The organism is Curtobacterium sp. L1-20 (genome assembly GCF_048755855.1).
GTDB lineage: Bacteria > Actinomycetota > Actinomycetes > Actinomycetales > Microbacteriaceae > Curtobacterium.
Genome location: NZ_CP151473.1, coordinates 1,298,028 through 1,322,816 on the forward strand (window position 1 = coordinate 1,298,028; position 24,789 = coordinate 1,322,816).

The following is a 24,789-nucleotide window of genomic DNA, read 5'->3' on the forward strand; positions in this document are numbered from 1 at the left end:
GGCCAGGCGATGGACGCACCGTCCGTCACTGCGCGCGGTGTATTCGAGATACCGTTTGCGCATGAGCACGGACACCGCCACCACCACCGAGACCAGCGACGAGGGGCCCGTGGTGACCTTCTCCGACCTCGGCCTGAGCGACGCGGTGCTCAAGGCCGTCAAGGACATCGGGTACGAGACGCCCTCCGCCATCCAGGAGGCGACGATCCCGACCCTGCTCGAGGGTCGCGACGTCGTCGGCCTCGCGCAGACCGGTACCGGCAAGACGGCGGCGTTCGCCCTGCCGATCCTCTCCCGCATGGAGGCCGGCGCCAAGGTGCCGCAGGCCCTCGTGCTCTCCCCGACCCGCGAACTGGCGCTGCAGGTGTGCGAGGCGTTCGAGCAGTTCGCTTCCCACATGAAGCACGTCCACGTGCTGCCGGTCTACGGCGGCCAGGCGTACGGCGTGCAGCTCTCGGCGCTCCGTCGCGGGGTCGACGTCGTCGTCGGCACGCCCGGTCGCATCATGGACCACATCGCGAAGGGCACGCTCGACCTGTCCGAGCTGAAGTACCTCGTGCTCGACGAGGCCGACGAGATGCTCAAGATGGGCTTCGCCGAGGACGTCGAGACGATCCTCGCCGAGACCCCGGACGACAAGCAGGTCGCGCTGTTCTCGGCGACGATGCCCGCGCAGATCCGCCGCATCTCGCAGCAGTACCTGACCGACCCGGCCGAGATCACGGTCAAGACGAAGACCAAGACCGCTGCGAACATCACGCAGCGGTACCTCATGGTGTCGTACCCGCAGAAGGTGGACGCGCTCACCCGCATCCTCGAGGTCGAGGACTTCGAGGGGATGATCATCTTCGTCCGCACGAAGAGCGAGACCGAGACGCTCGCCGAGAAGCTCCGGGCGCGCGGGTACGCCGCCGCCGCTATCTCCGGCGACGTCGCCCAGGCCCAGCGCGAGCGCACGGTCAACCAGCTGAAGTCCGGCAAGCTCGACATCCTCGTCGCCACCGACGTCGCCGCCCGCGGACTCGACGTCGACCGCATCACGCACGTGGTCAACTTCGACATCCCCGTCGACATCGAGTCCTACGTGCACCGCATCGGCCGCACCGGACGCGCGGGCCGCAAGGGCGACTCGATCAGCTTCGTCACGCCCCGCGAGCGCCGCCTGCTGTCCGCCATCGAGCGGCACACGAAGCAGCCGCTCACGCAGATGCAGCTGCCGACGATCGAGGACGTCAACGAGACCCGCCTGACCCGCTTCGACGACGCCATCACCGCCGCGCTCGAGCAGCAGGACCGGATCACCGCGTTCCGCGACATCATCGCGCACTACGTCGAGCACCACGACGTCCCGGCCGACGACGTCGCCGCGGCCCTGGCGGTCGTGGCGCAGGGCGAGGACCCGCTGCTGCTCGACCCGAAGGCGGACGAGCTCCGGAGCCGGGTGGACCGCGACGGCCGTGGCGCCGACCGCCGTGACCGGGACGACGACCGTGGTGGGCGGGCCGACCGCGGGGACCGGGCCGACCGTGGCCCGCGTCGCTCGCAGCCGATGACCGCGTACCGGATCGAGGTCGGTCGTCGGCACCGTGTCGAGCCGCGCCAGATCGTCGGCGCGCTCGCGAACGAGGGCGGTCTGCGTCGCGACGACTTCGGTGCGATCCAGATCCGACCGGACTTCTCCATCGTCGAGCTGCCGGCCGACATGGACACGGGCGTGCTCGACCGCCTGACGGACACCCGGATCAGCGGGAAGCTCATCGAGATCAAGCCGGACCGCCGTGGTGGTGGCGGCGCGCGCCGCTTCGACCGCGACGACCGCGGCCCCCGTGGCCCGCGCGACGACCGCGACGACCGCTCGGAGCGCCGGCCCCGACAGCGCTGACCCGACGCGGGTCCACGCAGGGCGCGGTGCCGGTCGGCACCGCGCCCTGCGTCGTGTTGCGGGATGGCGCACGCCGCACCGCACGATCCGCCGCACCGGCCCTGCACGTGCTCCGACGGTGGTGTGATGACCCCAGCCGCGGCACAGGGACGCCACGGAGGAGAACGGGGACCATCGTGTACAGAGCAGTACTGACCGTCGCAGCTGCGGCGGCGCTCGTCATCGGGGGCGTGACGCCCGCGGTGGCGGCGCACCCGTCGCGGCTCCCCGGAGCCCCGACCGACGTCCAGGTCAGCGGAGCCGGCGACGCAGCCGCCCTCACCTGGGACGCACCGCGCGGGGGAGCCGCCGTGACGGGGTGGCGCGTCACGGTCTCCCCGGCAGGACGGCTGCCGGTCCACGGCATCGACCGGCTGCCGGCCACCGCGCGGTCGGACCGCTTCACCGACCTGCACGCCGGTACGCGCTACGCGCTCACCGTCCGAGCCGTGGGGAACCGCGGTGCCGGACCGGTCGCCCGGGTCCGGTACGCGGCTCCCCGGTCGACGTCGGTCGCGCAGTCGCTCTACGGGCTCGATGCCTCCGGGGCGGTCGTCCGGTTCCCGACCTCCGGGCGGACACGGGCGACGACCGTCGCCGCGGACGGCGAGGGCTTCACGGCCGACGACGTCGGCGACGTGTTCGTGCCGTCGGCCGACCGGACGTCGATCGTCCTGCACCCGGCCGGCGGGGGTCCGGCCCGCGTCCTCGCGACGGGCCTGCACCTCACCCCGGACCTCCGCTCCGACGTCGCGGGCAACGTCTACTGGCTGGACTCGGTCACCGGTGTCGTCAACCGCCTGGCGGCGCGCGGCGGGACCGTCCGACCCTGGGTGTCCTTCGGCACGACCCCGAACGGCGTGACCGACCGGTACTGGGCCGTCGGTCGGGACGGGACCGTCTCCACGTGGGCGGGCACCGTGACCGCCGCGACCGTCCGGACCGTCAGTCCCTCGGGCACGACGACCAGCCGGTCGGTGACCGCGGGCGACGCCGGCGTGCTCGGGTACGTCCGGGCCGTCATCGCCGACGCGCACGGCAACCTGTACTACAACTGGCTCTCGCCGGGTGCCGCAGGCGCGTTCATCTGGTGGGTCCTTCCCGCCGGCGCGACCGTCCCGGTGGCCGCGGAGCCGCGGCTCGCCTTCGAGTACGCCGCGACGAACGGCGAGACGTTCTCGCTCCTGCAGTCGAAGCAGTGGTGCACGACCCCGTCCGAGTACACGCCGACCGGTTGCGGTGTGGACCGGAGCGTCACGGACCTCGTCGTCCGGTCGGCCGACGGCACGACGGTCACCCGGTCGGTGACCGGGCTCACCGCGGGCACCCGTGGCGCCAACCTCGGTGCCTCCGACCGCGCCGGCGACGTGTTCGCGGACGTCGACAGCGGGCCGAGCGCGGGGCTCTGGCGGGTCCCCGCCGGTGGCGGGGCCGCGCAGCGGCTCTCGTCCGGGCAGTTCTCGCGCCTGCTGGTCGTCTGACGCGTCCACCGACGGACGGGAGGCACGGTGCGGACCCGCACCGTGCCTCCCGTCCGTCGTCCGGACCGCACCGGTCGCGTCGACCGGTCAGGCCGCCGCACCCGTCGCGGTCCGACGGCAGACCTCGTCCCACGGCGTCGGGTCGATGCCGAAGCGCTCCCGGCTCTCGTGGTCGTCGACCACGTAGGGCGCCGTCCACTGGTACGTCATGTCCGCGATCTCGCGCATCATCGGCGACACCAGGCCCACCGTGCGGAACAGCCCCGCCGGCAGGCGGCGGACCGTCACCCGCGGCGCACCCGCGGCGGCGAGCACGTCGGTCAGGGCCTGCTGCTGGGACCGGGGAGCGTTGCTCGGCACCATCCAGGTGCGGCCGTGGGAGCCCTCGTCCTCCGCGGCGGCGACGAGGGTCCGCGCGACGTCGAGCACGTCGGTGAAGGTGTGCGGCAGGTCGGTCCGGCCCACCATCGACACGGCCCTGCCCCGCAGCGCGGCGGGCAGGACCCGGGTGATGTGCCCGTTCTCGCCGATGCCCGGCCCCACGTAGTCCGAGGCGCGGACCTCGACGGTGCGCAGCCGTCCGGCGTCGTGTGCGGCGAGGGCGTCGGCCCAGAGGCGTGCGCGGAGGATGCCCTTGTGGTCGGTCGCGGCGTCCGGCAGCCCGGGGTGCATCGGACCGTCGACCGGGCCGTACGGGTAGAGGTTCCCGGTGATCGCGTACACCGCGCCGGTGCGCTCCGCGGCGGTGGTGAGCGCGCTCGCGAGCGGCGGCCAGGCACGCTCCCACTGCGTGTAGTCGCCGGGGTTGGCGCAGTTGTAGAGGGTGGCTGCACCCTCCGTGACGCGGGTGAGGGCCGTCGCGTCGGACGCGTCGAGCCCCACGTGTCCCACGTGGGGGAGGCCGGTGTCGCGGCCCGAGCGGGTGACGATCGTGACGCGGTCGCCGCGTCCGGCGAGGAGCTCGGCGACGTGGCGGCCCACCGGGCCGGCTCCGACGACGACGTGGTGCGGGGTCATGGGGTTCCTGCTTTCCTGGTCCGGACGGTCGAGAGAGAGCACTGCTCTCGCACTGAGCATGCACCCTGTCCGGGGAGAACGCAAGAGCAGTGCTCTCGTTTGTGCGCAGTGCTCTCGCGTGGCAGGGTTGCGGCATGGCACCGACCGCTCGCGAACTCGCCCGACGGACCGTCCGGGACGGCATCCTCGCCGCAGCCCGAGCGCGCTTGACGGCCGAGGGGCCCGCGCAGCTGAGCCTGCGCGCCGTCGCCCGTGACGTCGGCCTGGTGTCGTCGGCGGTGTACCGGTACTTCCCGAGCCGCGACGACCTGCTGACGGCCCTGCTCGTGATGGACTACGACGAGCTCGGCGCGGCGGTCGAGGCCGCCGACGCCGCAGCCGGTCCGGACCCGGGGCGGCGGTGGGTCGCCGGGTGCCGGGCGGTGCGGACGTGGTCGGTCGCGCACCCCGGGGACTTCGCACTGCTCTACGGGTCACCCGTCCCGGGGTACGTGGCACCGGCCGAGACGGTCGCGCCGGCGTCCCGGACGACCCTGACGCTCGTGCGGGTGGTGGCGGACGCGCTGGATGGGGCGCCCGCGGGTGCCGACGGTGCTGGTGCTGGTGCCGGTACTGGCGCCGCAGTCGGCGCCGTCGCCGACGGTGTCGCGACCCTGCGCGCCGCGGGCATCGAGCTGCCCGAGGAGGTGCTCGTCCGCATGCTGATGGCCTGGACCACCGTGTTCGGCACGATCTCGTTCGAGCTGTTCGGGCACTACGTCGGATCGGTGTCGGACCAGGCGGCGTACTTCGACGAGGTCGTCGCACGGCTCGCCGACGACCTCGGGTTCTCGGCGACCTTCGGATGACCACCTGACGGACGGCCCTCCGGTGCGGTAGACAGGTCCCTACGCCCTGGTCGTACCCGACGGCGGGGGCGGACGACCGACGCGTCGGCCCCTGGAGCCCCGCCCGGACGGAACCACCACTCGGGCGCGGCCGCGACCGGGGCCGGCGATCAGGAGGCACGCTTGCGACGCAGCACGTTCGGTGACCCCGCGGCCGGAGCAGTCCGGTGACCGCCGTCGACCTCAGCCGTCAGGACCGCCGCCGCCTCGCCACCGGGACGGCCAGACGACGGCTCGTCACGGTGCGCACCGTGACCCTCCTCGCGTCGCTCGCCGGCGTGAACTACGTCGTCTGGCGCTGGGCCGCGTCGGTCAACTGGCACTCGTGGTGGATCGCGGTGCCGCTCATCCTCGCCGAGACGTACAGCGTCATCGACTCCCTGCTGTTCGCCTTCGGGGCGTGGCGTCTCCGCGAGCGCGGCGAACCGCCGACGAAGCCGTCGCCCGACGTGACCGTCGACGTCTTCATCACGACCTACAACGAACCCGTCGACCTCGTGGTCCGCACCGCCCGGGCGGCGAAGGCGATCAGCCACCCGCACGAGACCTGGATCCTCGACGACGGCAACCGTCCCGAGATGCGCGCGGCGGCCGAGGCGCTCGGCATCGGCGTGATCACCCGCGGGGCCGACTGGGTCGACCGTCCGCGGCACGCGAAGGCGGGCAACCTCAACAACGCGTTGCTCGCCACGCAGGGGGAGTTCCTGCTCATCCTCGACGCCGACCAGGTGCCCGAGCCGTCGATCCTCGACCGCACGCTCGGGTACTTCAAGGACCCCCGGATGGCCCTCGTGCAGACCCCGCAGTGGTTCGAGAACGTGCCGGACGCCGATCTCCTCGGCAGCCAGGCGCCGCTGTTCTACGGGCCGATCCAGCAGTCGAAGGACGGCTGGAACGCCGCGTTCTTCTGCGGGTCGAACGCGATCCTCCGCCGTGAGGCTCTGATGCAGCTCGGCGTCACCCGCTACGTCCGCGAGGTCGAGGCGTCGGTGGCCCGCACCGTGAAGACCTCCCGGAAGCTCCTCGCCCGTGCACGCGAGACCGAGACCGACCCGCGCGTGCTGACCGCCCTCGACGAGGCCGAGGTCGTCGTCGACCGGGCTCGCGAGCAGGTCCTGCGCGGCGAACCGCTCGGCGACGTCACGTACCACTTCCAGCGCGGGATCGACGCGATCGCCTTCCGCTTCGCCGCGTCCGACCTCGAGTCCGTGCGGAACGACCTGCAGGAACTCGCGGCGATGTCGACCGAGGCGGACACGTTCGCCGGCCTCGACGACGCGGCGCTCGACGTCCTCGGGCGCCGGGACGCGTCACCGGTCGCCGCCATCGAGTCCATCGCCGTCCTCGCCCGTGCGCTCGACGTCAACCGCGACGACGAGGCGCAGCCGATCATGCCGCTGGCGACCATCTCCGTGACCGAGGACATGGCGACCGCCATGCGCCTGCACGGCCTCGGCTGGAAGTCGGCGTACCACGACGAGATCCTCGCGAAGGGCCTCGCGCCTGAGGACCTGCCCACCATGCTCGTGCAGCGGCTCCGCTGGGCGCAGGGGACCATGCAGGTGTTCTTCCGCGAGAACCCGCTCGTGCAGAAGGGGCTGTCGTGGGGCCAGCGGCTCATGTACTTCTCGACGATGTGGAGCTACCTGTCCGGTTTCGCGGCGATCGTCTACATCGCCGCCCCGGTCCTCTGCCTGAGCTTCGGCGTGGTGCCCGTGCAGGCCTACAGCGTCGACTTCTTCGCCCGTCTCATCCCGTTCCTCGTGCTCAACCAGCTGCTGTTCTGGGTGGTGGCAGCCGGGAGGCCGACGTGGCGCGGTCAGCAGTACTCGCTCGCGCTGTTCCCGGTGTGGATCGAGTCGGTCACCAGCGCCTTCGAGAACGTCTTCCGGGGCAAGCCGCTCGGGTTCCGGGTGACACCGAAGGTCCGGGACGAGTCCGAGCAGAAGCCGCGGTGGGACCTGGTCCGGCCGCAGCTCATCGCGATGGGTGCCCTCGTCGCCGCGCTCGTCCTCATCGGGATCCGGTACCTCACCGGGCAGGCGTCGGGCATCGCGCCGCTCGTGAACACGGCGTGGGTCGTCTTCGACCTCTTCATCTTCAGCATCGTCGTCCGGGCCGTGCTCTACCGCGGTCCCGGCCCCGGTACGGTGCAGTCCGAACACGAGTCGAGCACGGTCGGAGGACCCCTGTGAACCCGGAGCGCACCGCCTTCGACGTCCCGGCGACCGTGGAGTCGCTCGACGAGGTGCAGGACCGGTTCGGCGCGTGGTGGGACACACTCGGCTCGGACGACGTGCGGCTGCGGTTCGGCCTCGAGACCGCCGTGGCCGAGATCGCGGCGAACATCGTCGAGCACACCCGACGCAGCGACCGGGAGGCCGGTCGGCGGTACACGGTGGAGCTCGACGCGACCGACGACGAGGTCCTCGCCGTGCTCACCGACAACGGGTTGCCGGCGGACGTCGACCTCGCCGCGGTGACGATGGCGGACGTCGACGAGGAGAGCGGTCGTGGCCTCGCCCTCGCGATCGCGGCGCTCGACCGGCTCGAGCACCGGCACGAGGGCGGCCACAACGTCTGGACGCTGGCGTGCAGGCGGTGAGGTCGCAGGCGGCCCGCGCGGTCGCGTTCCTCGTGGTCCTCGCGACGCTGGCGCTCGGTGGCGCGCTGCCGGCCTCGGCCGCGCAGGCGACCCCGGCCGCCGCCGTCACCCCGTCGGCGGGGAAGGCGTGGTTCGGGCCCGACCTCGACTGGGGCTCCGACGCCCCCGACGGGTACGCCGGCCGGCTCGGAGCGACCCCGTCGATGTACGGCGTCGAGATCCCGTACCCGCTCGACCGCAGCGCGCGGAAGGAGTTCCTCCGTGCGACCCGCGCCGCGGCGACGCAGGGCGCGGTCCTCGTCGTGAGCCTCGAGCCCGACCAGTCGCTCCGGTCGCTGACGAAGGCCGACGCCCGAGCGGCGAACGCGCTGCTCGAGGAGGTGCACGACCAGTACGACACCCAGGTGCTCGTGCGGTTCGCCCCGCAGATGAACGGGACGTGGGTGCGCTGGGGGCAGCAGCCGACGCAGTTCGTGCGGGCGTTCCGGGCGCTCGCGAGCGCGGTGCACGACGGCAGCTCCGACGCGCGCATGGTCTGGTCGCCGTCGTACGGTGCCGGCTACCCCTTCGGCGAGTCCGCCGGCCGGCTGCGGGACTTGTCGGCGTCCGACGTCGCGAAGCTCGACACGAGCGGCGACGGCCGGCTCACCGAGGCCGACGACCCGTACCAGCCCTACTGGCCGGGCGACGCCGCCGTCGACTGGGTCGGGCTCTCGATGTACTCGTTCGGCAAGGGGAAGGCGACCGAGGCCGCCGGCCGCGACGTCCCGCTGACCCGGAACGACGTCCCCGAGGCGGGCGAGGTCGCCGCGCGGTTCGACGAGACGTGGGGCTACGAGCAGCCGCAGTCCGGCACCTTCTACGACCGGTTCGCCGTGGCGGACGACCGTCCGATGCTGCTCGACACCGGTGCGCTCTACGACCACTCGCTCCGCGGCGACGCCGAGCTGCCCGTCAAGCAGGGCTGGTGGCGGCAGGTCATCGCCGAGGTCCAGGACCGGCCGATGGTCCGCGGCGTGACGTTCCTCGAGACGAACCGGCGCGAGCCCGAGGCCGGCAACCGGGTCGTCGACTGGCGCGACACGGCCGTCCCCGGCATCGCCGGGTCGTTCCGCACCGACGTCGAGCGCGCCGACCACTTCGTCCTCGGGCCGGTGACCGAACGGGTGACGCCGCAGGCCGGTGCCGCGGCGACCGACCAGCAGTACGACACCGGTGGCGACCAGATGGCGTGGATCGTCTGGCTGGCGGTGGGCCTGGCGGCCGTGTTCCTGCTGAGCGGGCTGTTCGGTCGGCTGCTGCCGAGCTGGCGGTACCCCGACGACGGCAAGCCCGGCCGCGACCTCCGGCTCGACCTGTTCCGCGGCTTCATCATCCTCGCCGTCGTCATCACCCACATCGAGATCGGTGGCCCGTACTCGTACCTCACGCTGCACGCGGTCGGCGCGATCACCGGCGCCGAGATGTTCGTGTTCCTGTCCGGCATGGTGCTCGGCATGACGTACCCGTTCGCCATCAAGAAGTTCGGCGAGTGGGCGGCGGCCGTCGGCGCGTGGAAGCGTGCCCGGAAGCAGTACCTGGTGACGCTCGGGGTCATCCTGGTCGTCTTCGCGCTGAGCTTCGTGCCGTTCCTGAACACCGACGCGATCACGACGTTCACCGACCGGGGGACCGGCACGGGCGGCGTCGGGGCCGAGGGACGCGTGTACGACCTGTACCCGAACGCGATGCAGCTGCTGGCCTACCCGCCGCCGTGGTACGCCATCCGGCAGTTCCTGCTGCTCGAGATGGGCCCGTGGCCGTTCAACATCATGGGGCTGTTCGTGGTGCTCAGCCTCGTCATCCCCGTGTTCATGTGGGTGATCCGGCGCGGGTTCTGGTGGGCGCTGCTCGTCGTCAGCTGGGCGCTCTACGTGTTCCAGGCGCTGCACCCCGACTTCCGGCCGCTGAACTCGCAGTTCGAGGCGGTGTTCCCGCTCCTCACCTGGCAGGTCGTCTTCACCCACGGCCTCGTGCTCGGGTACTACCGCCGTCAGATCGTCGGAGCGCTCACGGGGCGGCTCGGCAAGGTCCTCGTCGGGATCGGCGTCTCGGTGTACGCGCTGTTCCTCGTCTACGTGTGGGCCGGTGACCAGTACGGCTTCACCCCGACGCCGTTCCCCGCGTCGATGTACGACGACCTCTACAACACGGCGTACCAGCGCGTCGACCTGCAGTGGGGGCGCCTGGTCGACATCGCGTTCTTCGCGATCGTGTCCTACTCGATCCTCACCGTGTTCTGGAAGCCGATCGCGAAGGTCATCGGCTGGCTGTGGATCCCGCTCGGCCAGGCGAGCCTGTACGTGTTCGTCTGGCAGGTGTTCTTCGCGCTGGCGATCGCGTCGATCCCCGGTGTCGACTGGGCCAACGGGTGGATCGGCTTCGTGGCGCACACGCTGCTCATCCTGCTGGCCTGGTACATGGTGCGGACGAAGTTCCTGTTCTCGGTCATCCCGCGCTGACCTGCCGGCGCGCGCGGGTCGGTTCGTTCCGCGGAAGCGACAGGGTCACGCAGACCGTCTGCGCGGATCTGTCGCTTCCGCGGGTGGAACTGTCGGCCGGACGGACGGGAGGCGCGTGGCGGACCCGCCACGCGCCTCCCGTGGGTCGTCCGCCGGGTCAGCGCACCGCGACGGCCAGCGGGGTCGGGTCCACCGGGTCCGGCGGCACCGGCAGCGAGCCACGGATCTGGTTCTGGGCCTGGCACTGGCTCGTGCAGTTCGTCGCGCCCTGGCTGAGCTCGACGGCGTCCTCGCCCAGCACACCACCGAGCCGGCCGCCGGGTTGGACCGTCCACGTGGTCGTCGTGGTGGTCTGCGAGGTCTTCGTCGCGACCTGCGGGCTGTCCTTGCCGAGCAGCATCTGGTGCGCGTCGCTGCCCGAGGCGACCGCGGACGTCCCGTCGCCGAAGTTGACCTTCCCCGTGTACGGGTTCGTGAAGTAGAAGAGCCCGGCACCGAGCGTGTGCGTGAAGTTCACGGGCTGCGCGAACTCGGTCTCCATCTGGAAGACGCCGCCCTGCGCGCCGTCCTTCGCCTGCACCTTGAACTTGCCGGCGCCGGTGGCGAAGATCGCGACCAGGGTGTCGTCCCGCACCTCGAGCGACGACAGACGCGTCCCGGCGAGCTGCGCGGGCGTGAGCGACGGGACCTTCGACGCGAACACGACCGTCGGCTTCGTCACCATCCGCTGGGTGTCCGGCGCCCCGGTGAGCGTGTAGTCGTACACGCCGAGGTCGGCAACGCGGATGTCGAACCCGTTGTGCTTGCCGCGCACCGCGATGGTGCCCGACACGGCGAGGTCCTTGAGCTTGGCGTCCTTGCCCGGCGCGGGGTTCGTCGTGGTGCCGTTGACGGTCACGGCGTAGTCCCCGCCGGTCGAGGTCTTGCCGGACGCGTTCGCGGGGGTGGCCCCGACGACGGCGGCGGCGAGGGTGCCGACGGCGATCGCGGCGGCGATGCCGGCGATGCGTCGGGGGTGGCGCTGGGTGTGCATGGGTGCCTCCTGGTGGGCCTGACTGGCCGGTACGACGATCGTCGCCGCACCGGCCGCCGCGCACCATCGGACCTTGGTACTAGTACCCGCTCACCAGCCGTGGTCGCGTGCCCAGAGCGCGGCGCTCGTGCGGTCCGCGACGCCGATGCGTCGGAAGAGCGAGCCGACGTGCACCTTCACGGTGCGTTCGGCGATGCCGAGCTCCGTCGCGATCTGCCGGTTCGACAACCCGCGGCCGATCCGGACGAGCACGTCGCGCTCCCGCGGCGGCAGCTGGACGCCCGTGCCGTCCGGAGCCGTCCGGTGCCCGGCGGCGGGCAGGAGTGCACGGGCCACCCGCGGGTCGATCGGCGTCTCGTCGCGTCCGGCGGCCCGCACCGCGGCGACCACGTCCTCCGGGGCGGCGTCCTTGAGCAGGTACCCGGTGGCACCGGCCGCGAGGGCGGCGCGCACCCGGTCGTCGTCCGAGAACGTCGTGAGGACGAGCACCCGTGCCTCCGGCCGCACCGCGAGCACCCGTCGGGTGGCCTCGACGCCGCCGGCCCCCGGCATCGACAGGTCCATCACGACGACGTCCGGTCGGAGCGACGGCACGAGCGCCACGGCCTCCTCGCCGGTGGCCGCCTCGCCGACGACCTCGCAGTCCCCGGTGGTCGCGAGCACGGCGCGCAGGCCACCACGGACGAGCGCGTGGTCGTCCACGAGCAGGACCCTCACCGCAGCGCCTCGACGTCGGCGGGGACCTCGAGTTCCCACACGGTCCCGGTGCCCGGTGCGGTGCGGAGGAGCAGCGCCCCGCCGGTGTCCTCGGCGACCTCGCGCAGCAGCGTGGTGCCGAGGTGCCCGGGGCGTGGGCCGCCGGCGACCCGCTCCGGGTCGAAGCCGGAGCCGTCGTCCGCGACGACCACCCGCACGGAACCGCCCGCCGCCGCGACCGAGACCACGACGCGGGACGCATCGGCGTGCTTGACGGTGTTCCAGACGGCCTCGCGGACGAAGCGGACGACCGCGAGCAGCGCAGCGGGGGAGGCGTGCACGTGGTCCGGCACGTCGAGGACGGTCGTGATCCCGGCAGCCCGGGCCCGTGCGGTCGCGTCGTCGAGTGCGGGGCGCAGGCCGTCCGGCGTCGGCGCCGACGGGCGGATGGCGGACATCGAGGTGCGGAGCGACGACACGGCGCCGCGCAGGACCGTGGCGGCTGCACGGGTCGCCGGGTCGGCCCCGAGGGACAGCGCCAGGCCGGCGACGTCCTGCACCGGACCGTCGTGCAGGTCGGCGGCCATCCGTCGTCGTTCGGCCGCCTCGGCGTCGAGCGCACGTCCGAGGAGGCGTTCGCGGAGCCGCTGGCCGGACCGGATGCGCAGGAGCAGCCACAGCAGGAGCGGGACGAGGAGGGCGAGCACGACCGCGACGGTCCCGAACGCCAGCACGGCGAACGACCGGCGGAGGTCGGCGGCGCGGGCGACCACGTCGTCGTAGCGCTCGTACGCCTCGAAGAGCAGCGCCTCGCCCGACGGCGTGTGCACCGCCTGGTACGCCTCGAGCAGGGGGCCGTTGCCGCGTTCGTACCGGTTCTCGGGCTCGTCGAGGTCGGACACCTCGGCGTCCGAGCGGTCGGACCGCAGCGCCTCGAGGTCCTCCTCCGACAGCGGGAACCGTTCCCCGACGAGCCGCGGTTCGTCGGACCACAGCACGGTGCCGTCCGCGGCCCACAGCTTCATCCGGACGGCGGACCCGGCGCGGAGCTCGCCGGCGACGGCGTCGTCGAGCCGAACCCGGGCGGCAGCACGGTCGACGGCCGACGCCGACCGGTCGGCGATCGCGTCCGCCAGTGCCGGCTCGACGACGACGCGGGCCAGCGCGGCCGTGTCCGACGTCGCGTCACGGACCGCGAAGCCCTCGGCGGTGCGCTGCGACACGAGTGCACCGGCGGTCGCGACGGCGGCGCCGCCGACGACCGCGGCGACCACGACGCCGGCGAGGACCCGTCCCCACGGCGTCCGGGCCGTCCGTCGGCGCGGGTCGGCCGCGACGAGCACCAGCGGGGTCCCCGCGGCTGGTGTGTCCGACGACCGTTGTCCACGCACAGGGCCACCGTAACGGTGGCGGCCCCGTGCCGTCGGGTGCGCGCGACGGCTCGCCGGTTCCGGGACGCACGGTGGACAGACGGGAGGCGCGGTGCGGGTCGGACCCGCACCGCGCCTCCAGGACGCCCCGGCGTCAGCCGAGCGCGGCCGTGTCCGCCGACCCGGTCGCGAGCGCGCCGCGCACCGGTCCCCACGCGGCGAGCCGCTCGCGGACCGCCTCGTCGCGTTCGGCGTCGAGGGCGGTGGCGTGCGCCTGCTCCAGCACCTCGTCGATGACGATGCGCCGCCCGGTGCGGGCCGACGCGATGGCGGCGTCCACCATCGTCAGGCTCATCACGTTGCCGTGGACCTCGCCGTCGGGGGTCTCGCCCGAGCGCACGGCCCGGACGAACGAGGCGAGGGCCCCGGCGATCTCGTTGCCGACGCTCGGTGCGGCCTCCGGTGCGCCCGGTGTGCCGTCGCGGTCGCTCCACGGGTCGTGGTCGCCGTCCCACAGCGCGGTGCCGTCCGCGCCCGAGGCCCGCCAGTCGCCGTTCCACGACGTCTCGGCGCCGGGGGCGCACCACGAGCCGTCGTAGACGTAGCGGACGTCGTCCTCGAACGTGAAGACCGCAGCGGCCGCGGCGTCGCCCCGGTACCAGGACCACGACGGGTTCCACGACTCGCAGTACACCGACACGGGGTCGCGTTCGAGCACGTACCGCGCCGAGTCGAACGCGTGGATCGCCATGTCGAGCAGGAGCACGTCGTCCATCTCCTCGCGGAAGCCGCCGAAGTGCGGAGCCTTCGCGAACCGGGTGCTCAGGCCGCCGACGTCGCCGAGGGCCCGCACGTGCTGGCGGAAGGCGACGAGGTGGTCGTTGTAGCGGCGTGACTGCGAGACCATGAACAGCTTCCCGGTGGCCTCGGCGGCCGCCGCGAGCGAGAGCGCCTCGGCGACGGTCTGCGCCGCGGGCTTCTCGCCGAGGACGGGCAGGCCGGCCCGGAGCGCCTCGAGCGTGACCGGGTGGTGGGCGACCGGGACGGTGATGTCGAGGACGGCCTCGGCACCGGTGTCCCGGATCAGGGCGGTCAGGTCGGTGCCGACCGGGATCGACGGGTCCCCGGCGACGGCGGCTCCGGCACGTGCCGCGTCGAGGTCGAGGTCGACGATGCCCACGAGCTCGACGTCGGGGTCGGCCGCGACGGTGGCGAGCCACGCCCGTCCCATGCCGCCGGCCCCGACCTGGACGACGCGCAGGGGGCTCACGCCTGTGCCCCTTCGTGCTGCTCGACGGGCGCGGCATCGGTACCGTCGGCGGCCGCGTCGTCGGTCTCGGCGACGGGCGCGTCGTCGAACGGTCCGCGGTAGTGCTGGCCGTCGAAGTACTCGCCGAGGTCGTAGCGGCGGAGCGTCGGGATCTCGCGCTCGCGCTCCGGCCTGGCCCACTCGGTGGCGTTCGCGATCACCCGACGGACGTCCTCGTGGTGGTACACGGGGAAGTCCTGGTCGCCCGGGGAGAAGTAGAAGATCTTCCCGAGGCCGCGGCGGTACGTCATGCCGCTCCGGAAGACCTCGCCGCCGGTGAAGCCCGAGATGAACACGAGCTCGTCCGGGGTGGGGACGTCGAAGTACTCGCCGTACATCTCCTGCTCGGGGATGACGATGGGGTTCGGGACGCCGCGGGTGATCGGGTGCTGCGGGTTCACCGTCCAGACGAGCTCCTGGTCGTGCTCGCTGCGCCACCGGAGCGTGCACGTGGTGCCCATGAGCTTGCCGAAGATCTTCGACCAGTGGCCGGAGTGCAGCACGACGAGGCCCATGCCGGACAGGACGTGCTTGTGCACGCGGTCGACGACGGCGTCGTCGACGTCCTGGTGGGCGGCGTGCCCCCACCAGGTGAGGACGTCGGTCGCGGCGAGGACCTCGTCGGTGAGGCCGTGCTCGGGTTCCTGCATGGTCGCGGTCCGGACGACGGCGTCCGGCAGGTTCTCGCGGATGCCGTCGGCGATGGCGCCGTGCATGCCGTCGGGGTAGCGGTCGGCGACGTGCTGCTCGACCTGCTCGTGGACGTTCTCGCCCCAGACGGTGATGCGGAGCGGGGTGGAGATCATGGTGTGCCTTTCTGGCTGGGATGGGTGCTCGGGTGCAGCGGCGGTGCGGCGTTCACCGACACCGCCGTCGTGGCGGCCGTCACTTGACGGCACCGCCGAGGGCACCCGCGGAGATGTACCGCTGCGCGACGATCAGCAGCACGGCGGCCGGCAGGGACGCCAGGACCGAGGTGGCCATGACGGGCCCCCAGTCGGTGACGTTCGAGCCGATGTAGTTGTAGATGCCGAGCGTGATCGGGCGGACGGCGGGTGTGGAGGTCAGGGTCAGCGCGATGAGGAAGTCGCCCCACGCCCCGAGGAACGTGAAGAGGGCTGCGGTGACGATCGCGTTGCGGCTGATCGGGAGGACGATCGACACGAATGCCCGGAAGTCGTTCGCACCGTCGACGAGCGCCGCCTCGACGAGGCTCGGCGGGATCGACTCCATGAAGGCCCGCATGAGCAGGACGGCGAACGGCACCTGCACGGCGCTGTCGGCGAGGATGAGGCCGACGTAGCTGTTGAGCAGGCCGATGTTGTTGAACAGCGTGTAGAGCGCGTTCGCGATGACGATCGCCGGGATCATCTGCGTGATGAGCAGCACGAGCAGGAAGACCCGGGTGCCGCGCATCCGGAAGCGGGCGAGCCCGTACGCCGCCGGTGTCGCGATCGCGAGGGTGAGGACGACCGTACCGAGGCCGATGATCATGCTCGACAGGAAGTTCTGCCCCTGCTGCTGGAACGCTGCCTCGTAGCCGGCGAACGTCGGGGACCACGGGAACCAGGTGGCGGTCGCCGCCCCGGACGTGGCCTGGAGGCTCGTGTTCACCATCCAGTAGACGGGGAACACCATGATCGCGAGGAACACGATGCCGAGGATCGTGAGCGGGATGCCCTTGACGCTCCGCGGGCGGCGGTTCCGTGCCGTCCGTGCGGTCGTCATCGCCCGGGTCGCGGTGACGGTGGTGCCTGCGAGTCCGACGCTCATTCGTCGACCGCCTTCCTGGAGATCGCGATGTAGACCATCGCGAAGACGAACGAGACGACGATGAGGACGTTGCTCACCGCGGCTCCGATGCCGAACTGGAAGTTGATGAACGACTGGTGGTACGCGTTCGTGGCGAGCGTCTGCGTCGAGTTCGCCGGACCACCACCCGTCAGGCCGAGGATGATGTCCACGACCTTCAAGGTGTAGACCACGCCGAGGACGATCACCACGCTCACGACGCTGCGGATGCTCGGCCAGGTGATGTACCAGAAGGCCTTGAACCCGGTGGCGCCGTCGAGCGCGCCGGCCTCGTAGAGCTCCGGCGGGACGGACTGCAGCCCGCTGTACAGGATCGTCGTGTTGAACGGGATGCCGAGCCAGACGTTGACGCCGATCACCGCGATGAGGGCGAGGCTCGGGCTGACCAGCCACGGCACCGGCGCGATACCGACGAGGCCGAGCAGCTGGTTGAGCGCGCCGCTGTCCTGGTCGAGCAGCCACTTCCACACCGCGCTCGAGGCGATGAGGGGGAGCAGCCACGGCAGGAGCAGCAGTCCGCGCAGGAAGCCGGACAGCGGGAAGTGCCGTCGGAAGAACAGTGCCAGCCCCAGGCCGATCACGAACTGCAGCACGATCGAGCCGGCCGTGAAGAGCGCGGTGTTCACCAGGCTGGTCGTGAAGACCGAGCTCTGGAACACCGAGACGTAGTTGGCGAGTCCGACCCACGGAGCCTCGCCGGTGAAGAACGTGGCGGTCGTGTAGTCCTGGAACGACATCAGGATGTTCTTGACCACGGGGTAGCCGAAGAACACCGCGACGAAGAGCGCGGCTGGGATGACGAACAGCCAGCGGGTGATGCCGGTCCGGAGTCGCGCGCGGCGCTGGCCAGGTCGGACGGGCGGGGCGACGGTGGTCCGTGTCGCCGAGCGGGACGAAGTGCGTGCGGGTGCCTGTGTCGAGGCGCTCATGCGGGTTCCTCTCCTGGAGTGGTGGGAGGGAGCCGACCGGTCCGGCCGGCTCCCTCGTGCACTACTGGTTCTGGGACTGCGCCTGCTTGAGCGCTGCCTCGGGGCTGGCCTTGCCGGTGAGGGCGAGCTGGACGGCGGTGTAGATCTTCGTCGCGGCCTTGGGCCAGTCCGGTCCGAGCTCACCGGTGCGGGCTCGGGCGGTCTTCACCGTGGTGACGAACGAGGCGACCTGCGGGTGGCTCTCGGCCCACTTCGCCCCGGCCTCGATGTTCGTCGGCACGTTCCCGCTGAGCTTCGCGAGCGCCTCCTGCCCCTTCACCGAGTGGAGGCAGCCGACGAACTTGCCGGCGAGCTGCATCTTCGCCTTGTCGCCGGTCTGCGGGACCGTGAACGCCTCGCCGCCGAGCGGGGCGACCGTCGCGCCACCGGTGCGGGTCGGGATCGGCACGCTGTCGAACTCCAGGCCCTTCTTGGCGTTGAGCGCCGGGAGCTGCCACGGACCGTTGATCATCATCGCGGCCTTGCCGGCGAGGAACTGGTTGTTCACGTCGGCCTGCGCCCAGTTGATCGAGCTCTTCGACATCGAGCCGTCGTTCTGCAGGTCCTCGACGAGCTGCAGGGCCTGCGTGCCCGCGGTGGTCGCGATGTCCTTCTCGTCGCCGCCGTTCGACCAGAAGAACGGGAGGAACTGCCAGGTGCCCTCGTAGGTGTTGATGTTGCTCATCGCGAAGCCGTACGTCGAGCCCTTCGTGAGCTTCTTCGCGGCCGCCTTCAGCTCGTCCCACGTCTTCGGCGGCTGGACACCGGCCTCGGAGAGGAGCTTCTTGTTGTAGTACAGCGCGATCGAGTTCGTGTTCGACTGCACCCCGTAGAGCTTGCCCTTGTAGGTGCTCGCCGCCTTGACACCGGGGACGTCGCCGGACGCGCTGAGGTCGTAGGCGCTGAGGTCGGACAGGGCACCCGACGCGGCGATCTGCTGCACGTCGGGGTTGTCGAGCATGAGCACGTCGGGGAGGGTCTTCGACGACGCCTGCTGCAGCACCTTCGAGATCAGTCCGGCGCCGGCGACGTGGTTGATGGTGACGGTCGCGCCGACGTCCTTCGCGCACTGCTTGTACACCGGGTTGTAACTCGCGTCGTAGTAGTCCTCGATCGTGAGGGCCTTGCTGCCGCCGGACGACGCCGAACCGGATCCGGAGCAACCGGTGAGCACCAGGGGGACCGTCGCGAGGACCGCTGCCGCGCCGAGGAGGGCACGCACCCGGCGGGGCGACGAGTGGAACTTCTGCTTCATTGCACAGCTCTTCTCTTGGTGGAGACATGGACGGGCGCACGACCACGACTCGCTGACGTCGTCGTCGCTGCGTTCCTTGGGGCGAGAAGCTAACAGAAAAGCGCTTCACCTGTAAAGCGCTTTTTTCGCGCATCCTGGAAGCTAGGCTGTGCGGAGTGGCAGGGGTCCCCGGACGGCCACGACGGTGTCCACGGCGCGCGCGGGGAGAGGAGGCGGCATGGCCACGATGCAGCAGGTCGCCGACCGGGCAGGCGTGTCGATTGCCACGGTGTCGTTCGTCGTGAACGGCACGAAGTACGTGACGCCGGCGACCACCGCACGGGTCCGGGCGGCGATGCGGGACCTCAAGTTCCGCGGCAACGTCGTCGCCCGCGCACTGGCGAGCCGCCGCACCCGGATCATCGCCCTGCTCTTCCCGACCACGGGCGACCGGTTCAGCCCCACCACGTCGCAGTTCTTCATGAGCGCCGCCGAGCGTGCGTCCGAGCGGGGGTACCACCTCGTCCTCTGGCCCGTCGACCCCGCCGGGGACGACCTCGACGACCTCGTCTCCGGCGGCCTCGTCGACGGCGTGATCCTGATGGAGGTGCGGATGGACGACCCGCGGGTCGCCGTCCTCACCGACCTCGACGTGCCGTTCACGCTGATCGGGCGCACCCGCGACAGCAGCGGCCTGCCCTACGTCGACATCGACTTCGAGACCACGATCACGGACAGCATCGACCACCTCGCGGCACTCGGACACCGGCGGTTCGGGCTCGTCCTCGAGGACCTCGAGGGCACCCCGATGGCCGGGTACGCGCCGCACCTGCGCGCCGAGGCGACCTTCGCGTCACGGCTCGCCGGGCCGGGCCTGCACGGGACCGTGACCTACGCCGGTCCGGGCAGCGAGGGCGGCCGCGCGGCGGCGAGCGAGATGCTCGAGGCGGACCCGGACGTGAGCGCGGTGCTCGTGATGAAGGACGACTCGTCCGCCGGGCTCCTGGTCGGCCTGTACGCGGCCGGTCGCCGGGTGCCCGAGGACGTGTCGGTGCTGAGCATCGCGTCCTCCGAGACGAACGCCGACCAGCACTACCCGCGGTTGTCGACGATGGTGGCCCCCGGTCGCGAGCTCGGCACCCGGGCCGCCGACGCCCTGATCGACCAGCTCGACGGGACCTCCGACGACCTGCCGCACTTCCTGCTGCCGTGCACGCTCCGCACCGCCGAGTCGACGGCCCCCGCCCCCGGCGCCTGACCGACCCCGCCTCGCGCCGCGCGCCCCGCTCCGCGCGGTCCCTGCGGCCTCCGCGAAAGCGACAGCCTGCCGCCGGCGGACGGCGGCAGACCGTCGCTCCCGCGGCACGGACCGGCCCGCACGGCGATAGTCCGTCGCTTCCGCGGCACGGACCGTCGGCTCGCGCGGCCGCCGCGACGCCCCCGAGTCTCGGCTCCGCGGACACATTCGCGCACTGCGCGCCGCGGAACTGTCCGCCGAGCCGAGTCTCGGTACTGCCGGCCGCGGGCCGTCGACCCCGGCACGACGACGGACGTCAGGCCCGTGGCGGATCCGCCACGGGCCTGACGTCCGTCGTGTGGTGTCGGGCGCTCAGCGCCGCCGTGCGTCGTGCGCGGTGTCGGTGAAGAAGTCCTCGTAGAGCCCGGCACCGTCCTGCAGTTCGCCGAATTTCCAGCGCTTCCGCAGTCGACGGAACGTCTCGATGCGGACCGGATCGACGCCCTGTTGGGATTCGTAGTTGCTCATCACGCCTCCTCGTCGTCCTGGTACCCCCGATCGGGGGCCTCCGTGGGAGAACGTACGGGGCGAGGGGCTCTCCGTCCGGCGAGATAGGTCGGGAAGTTACCTAACTGCGCTTGTTGGACAAACGGTCCGGGGAGGGTCCGGACCGCCCGTAGCCTGCCGTCAAGGGGTCGGTGCGCCGTGCTCGAGTGCTTCCACCACGCGGTCGATCACCTTGACGTACTTGGCGGTCTCGCGATCAGAGAAGGAGGACAGGAGCTCGTGCAGGTGTTCGTTCGTGCTGTCCATGGCAGCGGCGTACGCGCGCTGGGTCTCCGGCGTCAGCTCGATGAAGCGGCTCCGTCCGTCCTCCGGGTTCGGCACGCGACACAGGTGCCCGCTCCGTTCGAGGCGGTCGACCGTGCCGGTGACCGCGGGTCCGCTCAGGTCGAGGTGCGAGGCGAGGTCCTTCACCCGCACCGTGCGTTCGGCGGCCGCCGCGCGCGCCACGAACTGCAGGACGGTCAGGTCCGAGCCGGACACACCGAGGTGTTCGCGGAGTCGTCCGCGCAGAGCGCCCATCGATGCCTCGAGCCGGGTGAGCGCAGCGGTCAGGTCGATCTCGCTCACGTGGAGGCCTCCTCGGTGCGGATCAGTTCCGCGCAACGTTACGCCGCACGTACCCAGCCAGGGTATCCAGATAACGAGGGTGATGGCGTGATCCGGACAGCAGGTGTCGTGGACGGATCGCCGTGGTCGACACGGTGAGGGAACGCCCCCGGTCCTCGCAGGCGGTGCGGTTCGAGTTCTCGGGCAACCAGCCGGAGGACGCTGTCCGTGACCTCAGCGGCGTCTACAGCGGCGACGCGTGGGTGGCCCGCCCGACCGACGGGCCGTTCGAGTACCGCTACACCGCGCTCGGCGACACCGACGTGACGGTCCGTCGAGCGCAGCTCCACGGTTCCCTGCACGGGGTCGTGCCGGCCGGCGGCGAATACGTCGTGGTCTGGGTCGGGGCCGGCAGCGGCGAGGTGGAGCGCCACGGCGGGCGGTGCCCGCTGCCGATCGGGCGGCCCGTGCTGCTGCCGCCGGACGACGAGTACGCGTTCTGGTCCGCCGACCACGACCACCGCATCGTCCACCTGGACCGCGAGTTCGTGCAGCGCATCGCCGCGTCCCGGACGGGCGACGTGGGACCGCTGCGCTTCGACGACCGCCGCGAGGTCGACCAGGAGACGGCCAGGCGCTGGGAGGGCGTCCTGGTGGCGCTCGCCCGCTCGCTGCGCGTCGGTGGCCCCGAGTCGTCGGCCTGGCACACCGCGAAGGAACTCGCCGTCGAGGTGTTCCTCGAGGCGTTCCCGCCCCGCCCCGGCGATCTGCCGGCCGTGCTCGGACAACCGCGCAACGCCCGGCTCCGCGCTGCCGTGCAGTACATCCACGACCACGCGGCCGAACCGGTGACGGTGACGGAACTGTCGGCGGTCTCGGGTCTCAGTGTCCGGTCCGTGCAGGAGTCCTTCCGCCGTGTGTTCGACGTGTCCCCGCTGACCTACCTGCGCCACGTCCGGCTGGACCGCGTCCGCGCGGAGCTGCTCGAGCTGGACCCGCAGGTCGGTGCGGTGGGCGACGTCGCGAAGCGGTGGGGCTTCGCGCACCTCGGTCGGTTCTCGGCGTCGTACGCGGAGCGGTTCGGCGAGTACCCGAAGCAGACGCTCCGCCGCTGACGGTCGTCGTCAGGCGACGGGAGCCGGTCCGGTGCTCCGCCGGACCCGGAGCGTCGTGGGCAGCCGGACGTGCGCCGAGGCGGGTTCGCCGCGCAGCATCGTGAGGAGCATCTCGACGGCGCGCGACCCGAGTTCGGCGAGCGGCTGCGCGACGGTCGTCAGCGGCGGCGCGGTCATGGACGCCTGTGGCACGTCGTCGAAGCCGATCACCGACAGGTCCTCCGGCACGCGCAGCCCGAGCGACGCTGCGGCGCGCAGCACACCGAACGCCGAGGAGTCGTTCGCCGCGAACACGGCGGTCGGCCGGTCCGCCAGGGTCAACAGGTCGTGCGCGACGAGGGCCGACTGGTCCTCCTGGTAGCCGCCGTCGCGGACGAGGCGTTCGTCGACCGGGATGCCGGCCGCGGCCAGGGCGCGACGGTAGCCGGCCTCGCGGACCTGGGCCGAGGCGAGGTCCGCGCGTCCGTGCACGTGGGCGATCCGGGTGTGGCCGAGCGCGACGAGGTGCTCGACCGCGTGGACCGCTCCGCCCTCGTTGTCGGCGTCGACCGTCGCGTGCCCCTCGGGACCGGTGTGCGGGTCGATGGCGACGACCGGGATCGAGGAACTCGACAACGCGGTCGTCGGGGTGACCACGATGGCGCCGTCGATGAGCGTGCCGGACAACCGGGACAACGACCGGCGTTCCCACCCCGGTCGGTCCGCACCCGTCATGAGTCCGGCGTAGGCCAGCAGCTCGTAGCCGGTGCCGGTCGCGGCGCGGGAGATGCCGCGGAGGAGCTCGGTCGAGAACGGCTCGAACTCGGGGACCAGGATGCCGACGACCCCGGTTCGTGAGCTGCGCAGGCTGCGGGCGACGAGCGAGGTCTCGTACCCGAGCTCCTCGACGACCTGTTGCACGCGGAGCATCGTCGCGGGCGCGACCCCGTCACGCTGGTTGATGACCTTCGACACGGTCGGGATCGAGACCCCGGCGGCCCTGGCGACGTCACCGATGGTCACCCGGCCGGCACCGGGACGCGCTCCGAGTGCCGTGTCCATCTGCACACCGTACCGCTGCGCGCACCGCACGATTGGTAAAGAAAACGTTATCGATATCGATTGACAGGGCCGTGGAGCACCTGGCACGCTCTCCGCAGCGACAGTCGAAGTCGCTGCAGGTCAACGACGACACTCAGGAGTTCCACGATGACGAGGAAGATCCGTGCCGCGGCAGCCATCGCGCTGGTCGGGGCGACAGCACTGGTGGCCGCGGGCTGCTCGGCGGGCAGCGATGCCGCCGGGGGAGACGGCGGCAAGGTCTCGATGACCTTCTGGCACAACTCCACCACCGGCCCGGGCAAGGCGTTCTGGGAGAAGACGGTCAAGGACTTCGAGGCGAAGAACCCGAACGTCACGATCAAGATCCAGGCGATCCAGAACGAGGACCTGGACGGCAAGCTCCAGACGGCGCTGAACTCCGGTTCCGCTCCCGACGTGTTCCTCCAGCGCGGCGGCGGGAAGATGTCCGCCATGGTCAACGCCGGCCAGCTCATGGACATCTCCGGGTCGATCGGCAAGACCGCGAAGAGCGAGGTCAGCGACGGCGCGTTCGGCGGGTACAAGCAGGACGGCAAGACGTGGGCCATGCCGGTCGACGTCAACCCCGAGGGCATCTGGTACAGCCAGGACCTCTTCAAGCAGGCCGGCATCGAGGGCACGCCGACCACGATGGACGAGCTCAACGCCGACATCCAGAAGCTCAAGGACGCCGACATCCAGCCGGTCGCCGTGGGCGCGAAGGACGCCTGGCCGGCCGCGCACTGGTACTACAACTTCGCGCTGCGTGCCTGCAGCGAGAGCACGCTGACGAAGACCGCACAGGACCTGAAGTTCACCAACTCCTGCTGGAGCCAGGCGGGCAAGGACACCAAGGCGTTCTTCGACACGAAGCCGTTCAACGACGGCTACCTCACCACCGCCGCACAGCAGGGCGCCGGCAGCTCGGCCGGTCTCGTCGCGAACCACAAGGCCGCGATGGAGCTCATGGGTGCGTGGGACCCGGGCGTGATCTCGTCCCTGACGCCGGACGGGAAGCCCCTCGCCGACCTCGGCTTCTTCCCGTTCCCGGAGGTCTCCGGCGGCAAGGGCGCTCCCGGCTCGATGATGGGCGCGGTCGACGGGTACTCGTGCTCGGCGAAGGCACCCAAGAAGGCGTGCACCGACTTCCTCAACTACATGACCGAGAAGCCCGTGCAGGAGGCCTACTACAAGGCCTTCAACGCGATCCCGGCCAACCAGTCGGCGCAGTCGGTCGTCACCGAGCCGTACCTCAAGAGCGTGCTCGAGGCCTACAACAAGGCGCCGTTCGTCTCGAACTACCTCGACACCGTCTACGGCCAGAACGTCGGCAACGCGCTCAACACGAGCGTCGTGAACCTGCTCGCCGGCAAGGGGTCCGTCTCGGACATCGTGTCGACCGTCAACCAGGCCGCAGCGAAGGGCTGAGAC

21 protein-coding genes are annotated in these 24,789 nt (G+C 71.6%); 9 read left to right on the plus strand and 12 right to left on the minus strand.

What is annotated here, in order from left to right; genetic code table 11:
* Positions 1–61: 61 nt before the first annotated feature.
* Both AAEP86_RS07745 and AAEP86_RS07750 read left to right on the plus strand, forming a co-directional pair.
* Positions 62–1,882, plus strand: coding sequence for a DEAD/DEAH box helicase (locus tag AAEP86_RS07745; RefSeq protein ID WP_420369964.1), 1,821 nt, complete (start codon positions 62–64; stop codon positions 1,880–1,882).
* A 176-nt stretch (positions 1,883–2,058) separates the two neighbouring features.
* On the plus strand, positions 2,059–3,402 hold the full coding sequence (locus tag AAEP86_RS07750) for a fibronectin type III domain-containing protein (RefSeq protein WP_420369965.1): 1,344 nt from the start codon (positions 2,059–2,061) through the stop codon (positions 3,400–3,402).
* Positions 3,403–3,489: 87 nt separating this feature from the next.
* On the opposite strand, the gene AAEP86_RS07755 is transcribed toward AAEP86_RS07750, so the two are convergent.
* Positions 3,490–4,419: an NAD-dependent epimerase/dehydratase family protein gene (locus AAEP86_RS07755; protein ID WP_420369966.1), complete on the minus strand. Its 930-nt coding sequence runs from the start codon at positions 4,417–4,419 to the stop codon at positions 3,490–3,492.
* A 134-nt stretch (positions 4,420–4,553) separates the two neighbouring features.
* Between AAEP86_RS07755 and AAEP86_RS07760 the strand changes: the two genes are divergently transcribed.
* From AAEP86_RS07760 to opgC, 4 genes are all read left to right on the plus strand, one after another.
* The gene (locus AAEP86_RS07760) at positions 4,554–5,267 is read left to right on the plus strand and encodes a TetR/AcrR family transcriptional regulator (RefSeq protein ID WP_420369967.1); all 714 of its coding nucleotides are present in this window, start codon (positions 4,554–4,556) and stop codon (positions 5,265–5,267) included.
* A gap of 281 nt (positions 5,268–5,548) precedes the next feature.
* Positions 5,549–7,501, plus strand: a complete 1,953-nt coding sequence (locus AAEP86_RS07765) for a glycosyltransferase (protein ID WP_420370460.1) — start codon at positions 5,549–5,551, stop codon at positions 7,499–7,501.
* The gene (locus AAEP86_RS07770) at positions 7,498–7,911 is read left to right on the plus strand and encodes an ATP-binding protein (RefSeq protein WP_420369968.1); all 414 of its coding nucleotides are present in this window, start codon (positions 7,498–7,500) and stop codon (positions 7,909–7,911) included. Before AAEP86_RS07765 ends, AAEP86_RS07770 begins: the two co-directional genes overlap by 4 nt.
* On the plus strand, positions 7,908–10,412 hold the full coding sequence (opgC, locus tag AAEP86_RS07775; RefSeq protein WP_420369969.1) for an OpgC domain-containing protein: 2,505 nt from the start codon (positions 7,908–7,910) through the stop codon (positions 10,410–10,412). The genes AAEP86_RS07770 and opgC overlap by 4 nt, the downstream gene beginning before the upstream one ends.
* 157 nt (positions 10,413–10,569) lie before the next feature.
* Here the strand turns inward: opgC and AAEP86_RS07780 are convergent, their stop codons facing one another.
* From AAEP86_RS07780 to AAEP86_RS07815, 8 genes are all read right to left on the minus strand, one after another.
* A complete protein-coding gene (locus tag AAEP86_RS07780) occupies positions 10,570–11,445 on the minus strand; it encodes a hypothetical protein (protein ID WP_420369970.1) in 876 nt (291 codons plus the stop codon).
* 90 nt (positions 11,446–11,535) lie between these two features.
* Positions 11,536–12,147 carry a response regulator gene (locus AAEP86_RS07785; RefSeq protein ID WP_420369971.1) on the minus strand — a complete coding sequence of 204 codons (612 nt, stop codon included), beginning with the start codon at positions 12,145–12,147 and terminating at the stop codon, positions 11,536–11,538.
* Between the two features lie 11 nt (positions 12,148–12,158).
* Positions 12,159–13,532 (minus strand): sensor histidine kinase, encoded by a 1,374-nt coding sequence (locus tag AAEP86_RS07790; protein WP_420369972.1) that lies wholly within the window; start codon positions 13,530–13,532, stop codon positions 12,159–12,161.
* Between the two features lie 133 nt (positions 13,533–13,665).
* The gene (locus tag AAEP86_RS07795) at positions 13,666–14,772 is read right to left on the minus strand and encodes a Gfo/Idh/MocA family protein (protein WP_420370461.1); all 1,107 of its coding nucleotides are present in this window, start codon (positions 14,770–14,772) and stop codon (positions 13,666–13,668) included.
* Between the two features lie 5 nt (positions 14,773–14,777).
* Positions 14,778–15,626 (minus strand): ThuA domain-containing protein, encoded by an 849-nt coding sequence (locus AAEP86_RS07800; RefSeq protein WP_420369973.1) that lies wholly within the window; start codon positions 15,624–15,626, stop codon positions 14,778–14,780.
* Positions 15,627–15,705: 79 nt separating this feature from the next.
* A complete protein-coding gene (locus tag AAEP86_RS07805; protein WP_420369974.1) occupies positions 15,706–16,593 on the minus strand; it encodes a carbohydrate ABC transporter permease in 888 nt (295 codons plus the stop codon).
* Positions 16,590–17,561 (minus strand): carbohydrate ABC transporter permease, encoded by a 972-nt coding sequence (locus AAEP86_RS07810; RefSeq protein WP_420369975.1) that lies wholly within the window; start codon positions 17,559–17,561, stop codon positions 16,590–16,592. Before AAEP86_RS07810 ends, AAEP86_RS07805 begins: the two co-directional genes overlap by 4 nt.
* A gap of 61 nt (positions 17,562–17,622) precedes the next feature.
* Positions 17,623–18,855 (minus strand): sugar ABC transporter substrate-binding protein, encoded by a 1,233-nt coding sequence (locus AAEP86_RS07815; RefSeq protein ID WP_420369976.1) that lies wholly within the window; start codon positions 18,853–18,855, stop codon positions 17,623–17,625.
* 217 nt (positions 18,856–19,072) lie between these two features.
* Between AAEP86_RS07815 and AAEP86_RS07820 the strand changes: the two genes are divergently transcribed.
* Positions 19,073–20,092, plus strand: a complete 1,020-nt coding sequence (locus AAEP86_RS07820; RefSeq protein WP_420369977.1) for a LacI family DNA-binding transcriptional regulator — start codon at positions 19,073–19,075, stop codon at positions 20,090–20,092.
* Positions 20,093–20,443: 351 nt separating this feature from the next.
* Here the strand turns inward: AAEP86_RS07820 and AAEP86_RS07825 are convergent, their stop codons facing one another.
* Together AAEP86_RS07825 and AAEP86_RS07830 are read right to left on the minus strand one after the other, a co-directional pair.
* Positions 20,444–20,599 (minus strand): hypothetical protein, encoded by a 156-nt coding sequence (locus tag AAEP86_RS07825; RefSeq protein ID WP_420369978.1) that lies wholly within the window; start codon positions 20,597–20,599, stop codon positions 20,444–20,446.
* 159 nt (positions 20,600–20,758) lie between these two features.
* On the minus strand, positions 20,759–21,205 hold the full coding sequence (locus AAEP86_RS07830) for a MarR family winged helix-turn-helix transcriptional regulator (RefSeq protein ID WP_420369979.1): 447 nt from the start codon (positions 21,203–21,205) through the stop codon (positions 20,759–20,761).
* A 122-nt stretch (positions 21,206–21,327) separates the two neighbouring features.
* On the opposite strand from AAEP86_RS07830, the gene AAEP86_RS07835 reads away from it, so the two are divergent.
* Positions 21,328–22,299: an AraC family transcriptional regulator gene (locus tag AAEP86_RS07835; protein WP_420369980.1), complete on the plus strand. Its 972-nt coding sequence runs from the start codon at positions 21,328–21,330 to the stop codon at positions 22,297–22,299.
* Positions 22,300–22,308: 9 nt separating this feature from the next.
* Here AAEP86_RS07835 and AAEP86_RS07840 read toward each other — a convergent pair whose 3' ends face one another.
* Complete coding sequence (locus tag AAEP86_RS07840; protein WP_420369981.1) at positions 22,309–23,340, minus strand: LacI family DNA-binding transcriptional regulator; 1,032 nt, start codon at positions 23,338–23,340, stop codon at positions 22,309–22,311.
* 147 nt (positions 23,341–23,487) lie between these two features.
* Here AAEP86_RS07840 and AAEP86_RS07845 point away from each other — a divergent pair, with 147 nt between their 5' ends.
* A complete protein-coding gene (locus AAEP86_RS07845; RefSeq protein ID WP_420369982.1) occupies positions 23,488–24,786 on the plus strand; it encodes an ABC transporter substrate-binding protein in 1,299 nt (432 codons plus the stop codon).
* The last annotated feature ends 3 nt before the right edge of the window (positions 24,787–24,789 follow it).

Excerpts from the sequence above, each read along its gene's own strand:
- AAEP86_RS07825 (WP_420369978.1), bottom strand. The coding sequence starts at position 20,599 with ATGAGCAACTACGAATCCCAACAGGGCGTCGATCCGGTCCGCATCGAG.
- AAEP86_RS07845 (WP_420369982.1), top strand. The coding sequence starts at position 23,488 with ATGACGAGGAAGATCCGTGCCGCGGCAGCCATCGCGCTGGTCGGGGCG.
- AAEP86_RS07780 (WP_420369970.1), bottom strand. The coding sequence starts at position 11,445 with ATGCACACCCAGCGCCACCCCCGACGCATCGCCGGCATCGCCGCCGCG.
- AAEP86_RS07745 (WP_420369964.1), top strand. The coding sequence starts at position 62 with ATGAGCACGGACACCGCCACCACCACCGAGACCAGCGACGAGGGGCCC.
- AAEP86_RS07820 (WP_420369977.1), top strand. The coding sequence starts at position 19,073 with ATGGCCACGATGCAGCAGGTCGCCGACCGGGCAGGCGTGTCGATTGCC.
- AAEP86_RS07760 (WP_420369967.1), top strand. The coding sequence starts at position 4,554 with ATGGCACCGACCGCTCGCGAACTCGCCCGACGGACCGTCCGGGACGGC.
- AAEP86_RS07800 (WP_420369973.1), bottom strand. The coding sequence starts at position 15,626 with ATGATCTCCACCCCGCTCCGCATCACCGTCTGGGGCGAGAACGTCCAC.
- AAEP86_RS07755 (WP_420369966.1), bottom strand. The coding sequence starts at position 4,419 with ATGACCCCGCACCACGTCGTCGTCGGAGCCGGCCCGGTGGGCCGCCAC.
- AAEP86_RS07810 (WP_420369975.1), bottom strand. The coding sequence starts at position 17,561 with ATGAGCGCCTCGACACAGGCACCCGCACGCACTTCGTCCCGCTCGGCG.
- AAEP86_RS07805 (WP_420369974.1), bottom strand. The coding sequence starts at position 16,593 with ATGAGCGTCGGACTCGCAGGCACCACCGTCACCGCGACCCGGGCGATG.
- AAEP86_RS07815 (WP_420369976.1), bottom strand. The coding sequence starts at position 18,855 with ATGAAGCAGAAGTTCCACTCGTCGCCCCGCCGGGTGCGTGCCCTCCTC.
- AAEP86_RS07840 (WP_420369981.1), bottom strand. The coding sequence starts at position 23,340 with ATGGACACGGCACTCGGAGCGCGTCCCGGTGCCGGCCGGGTGACCATC.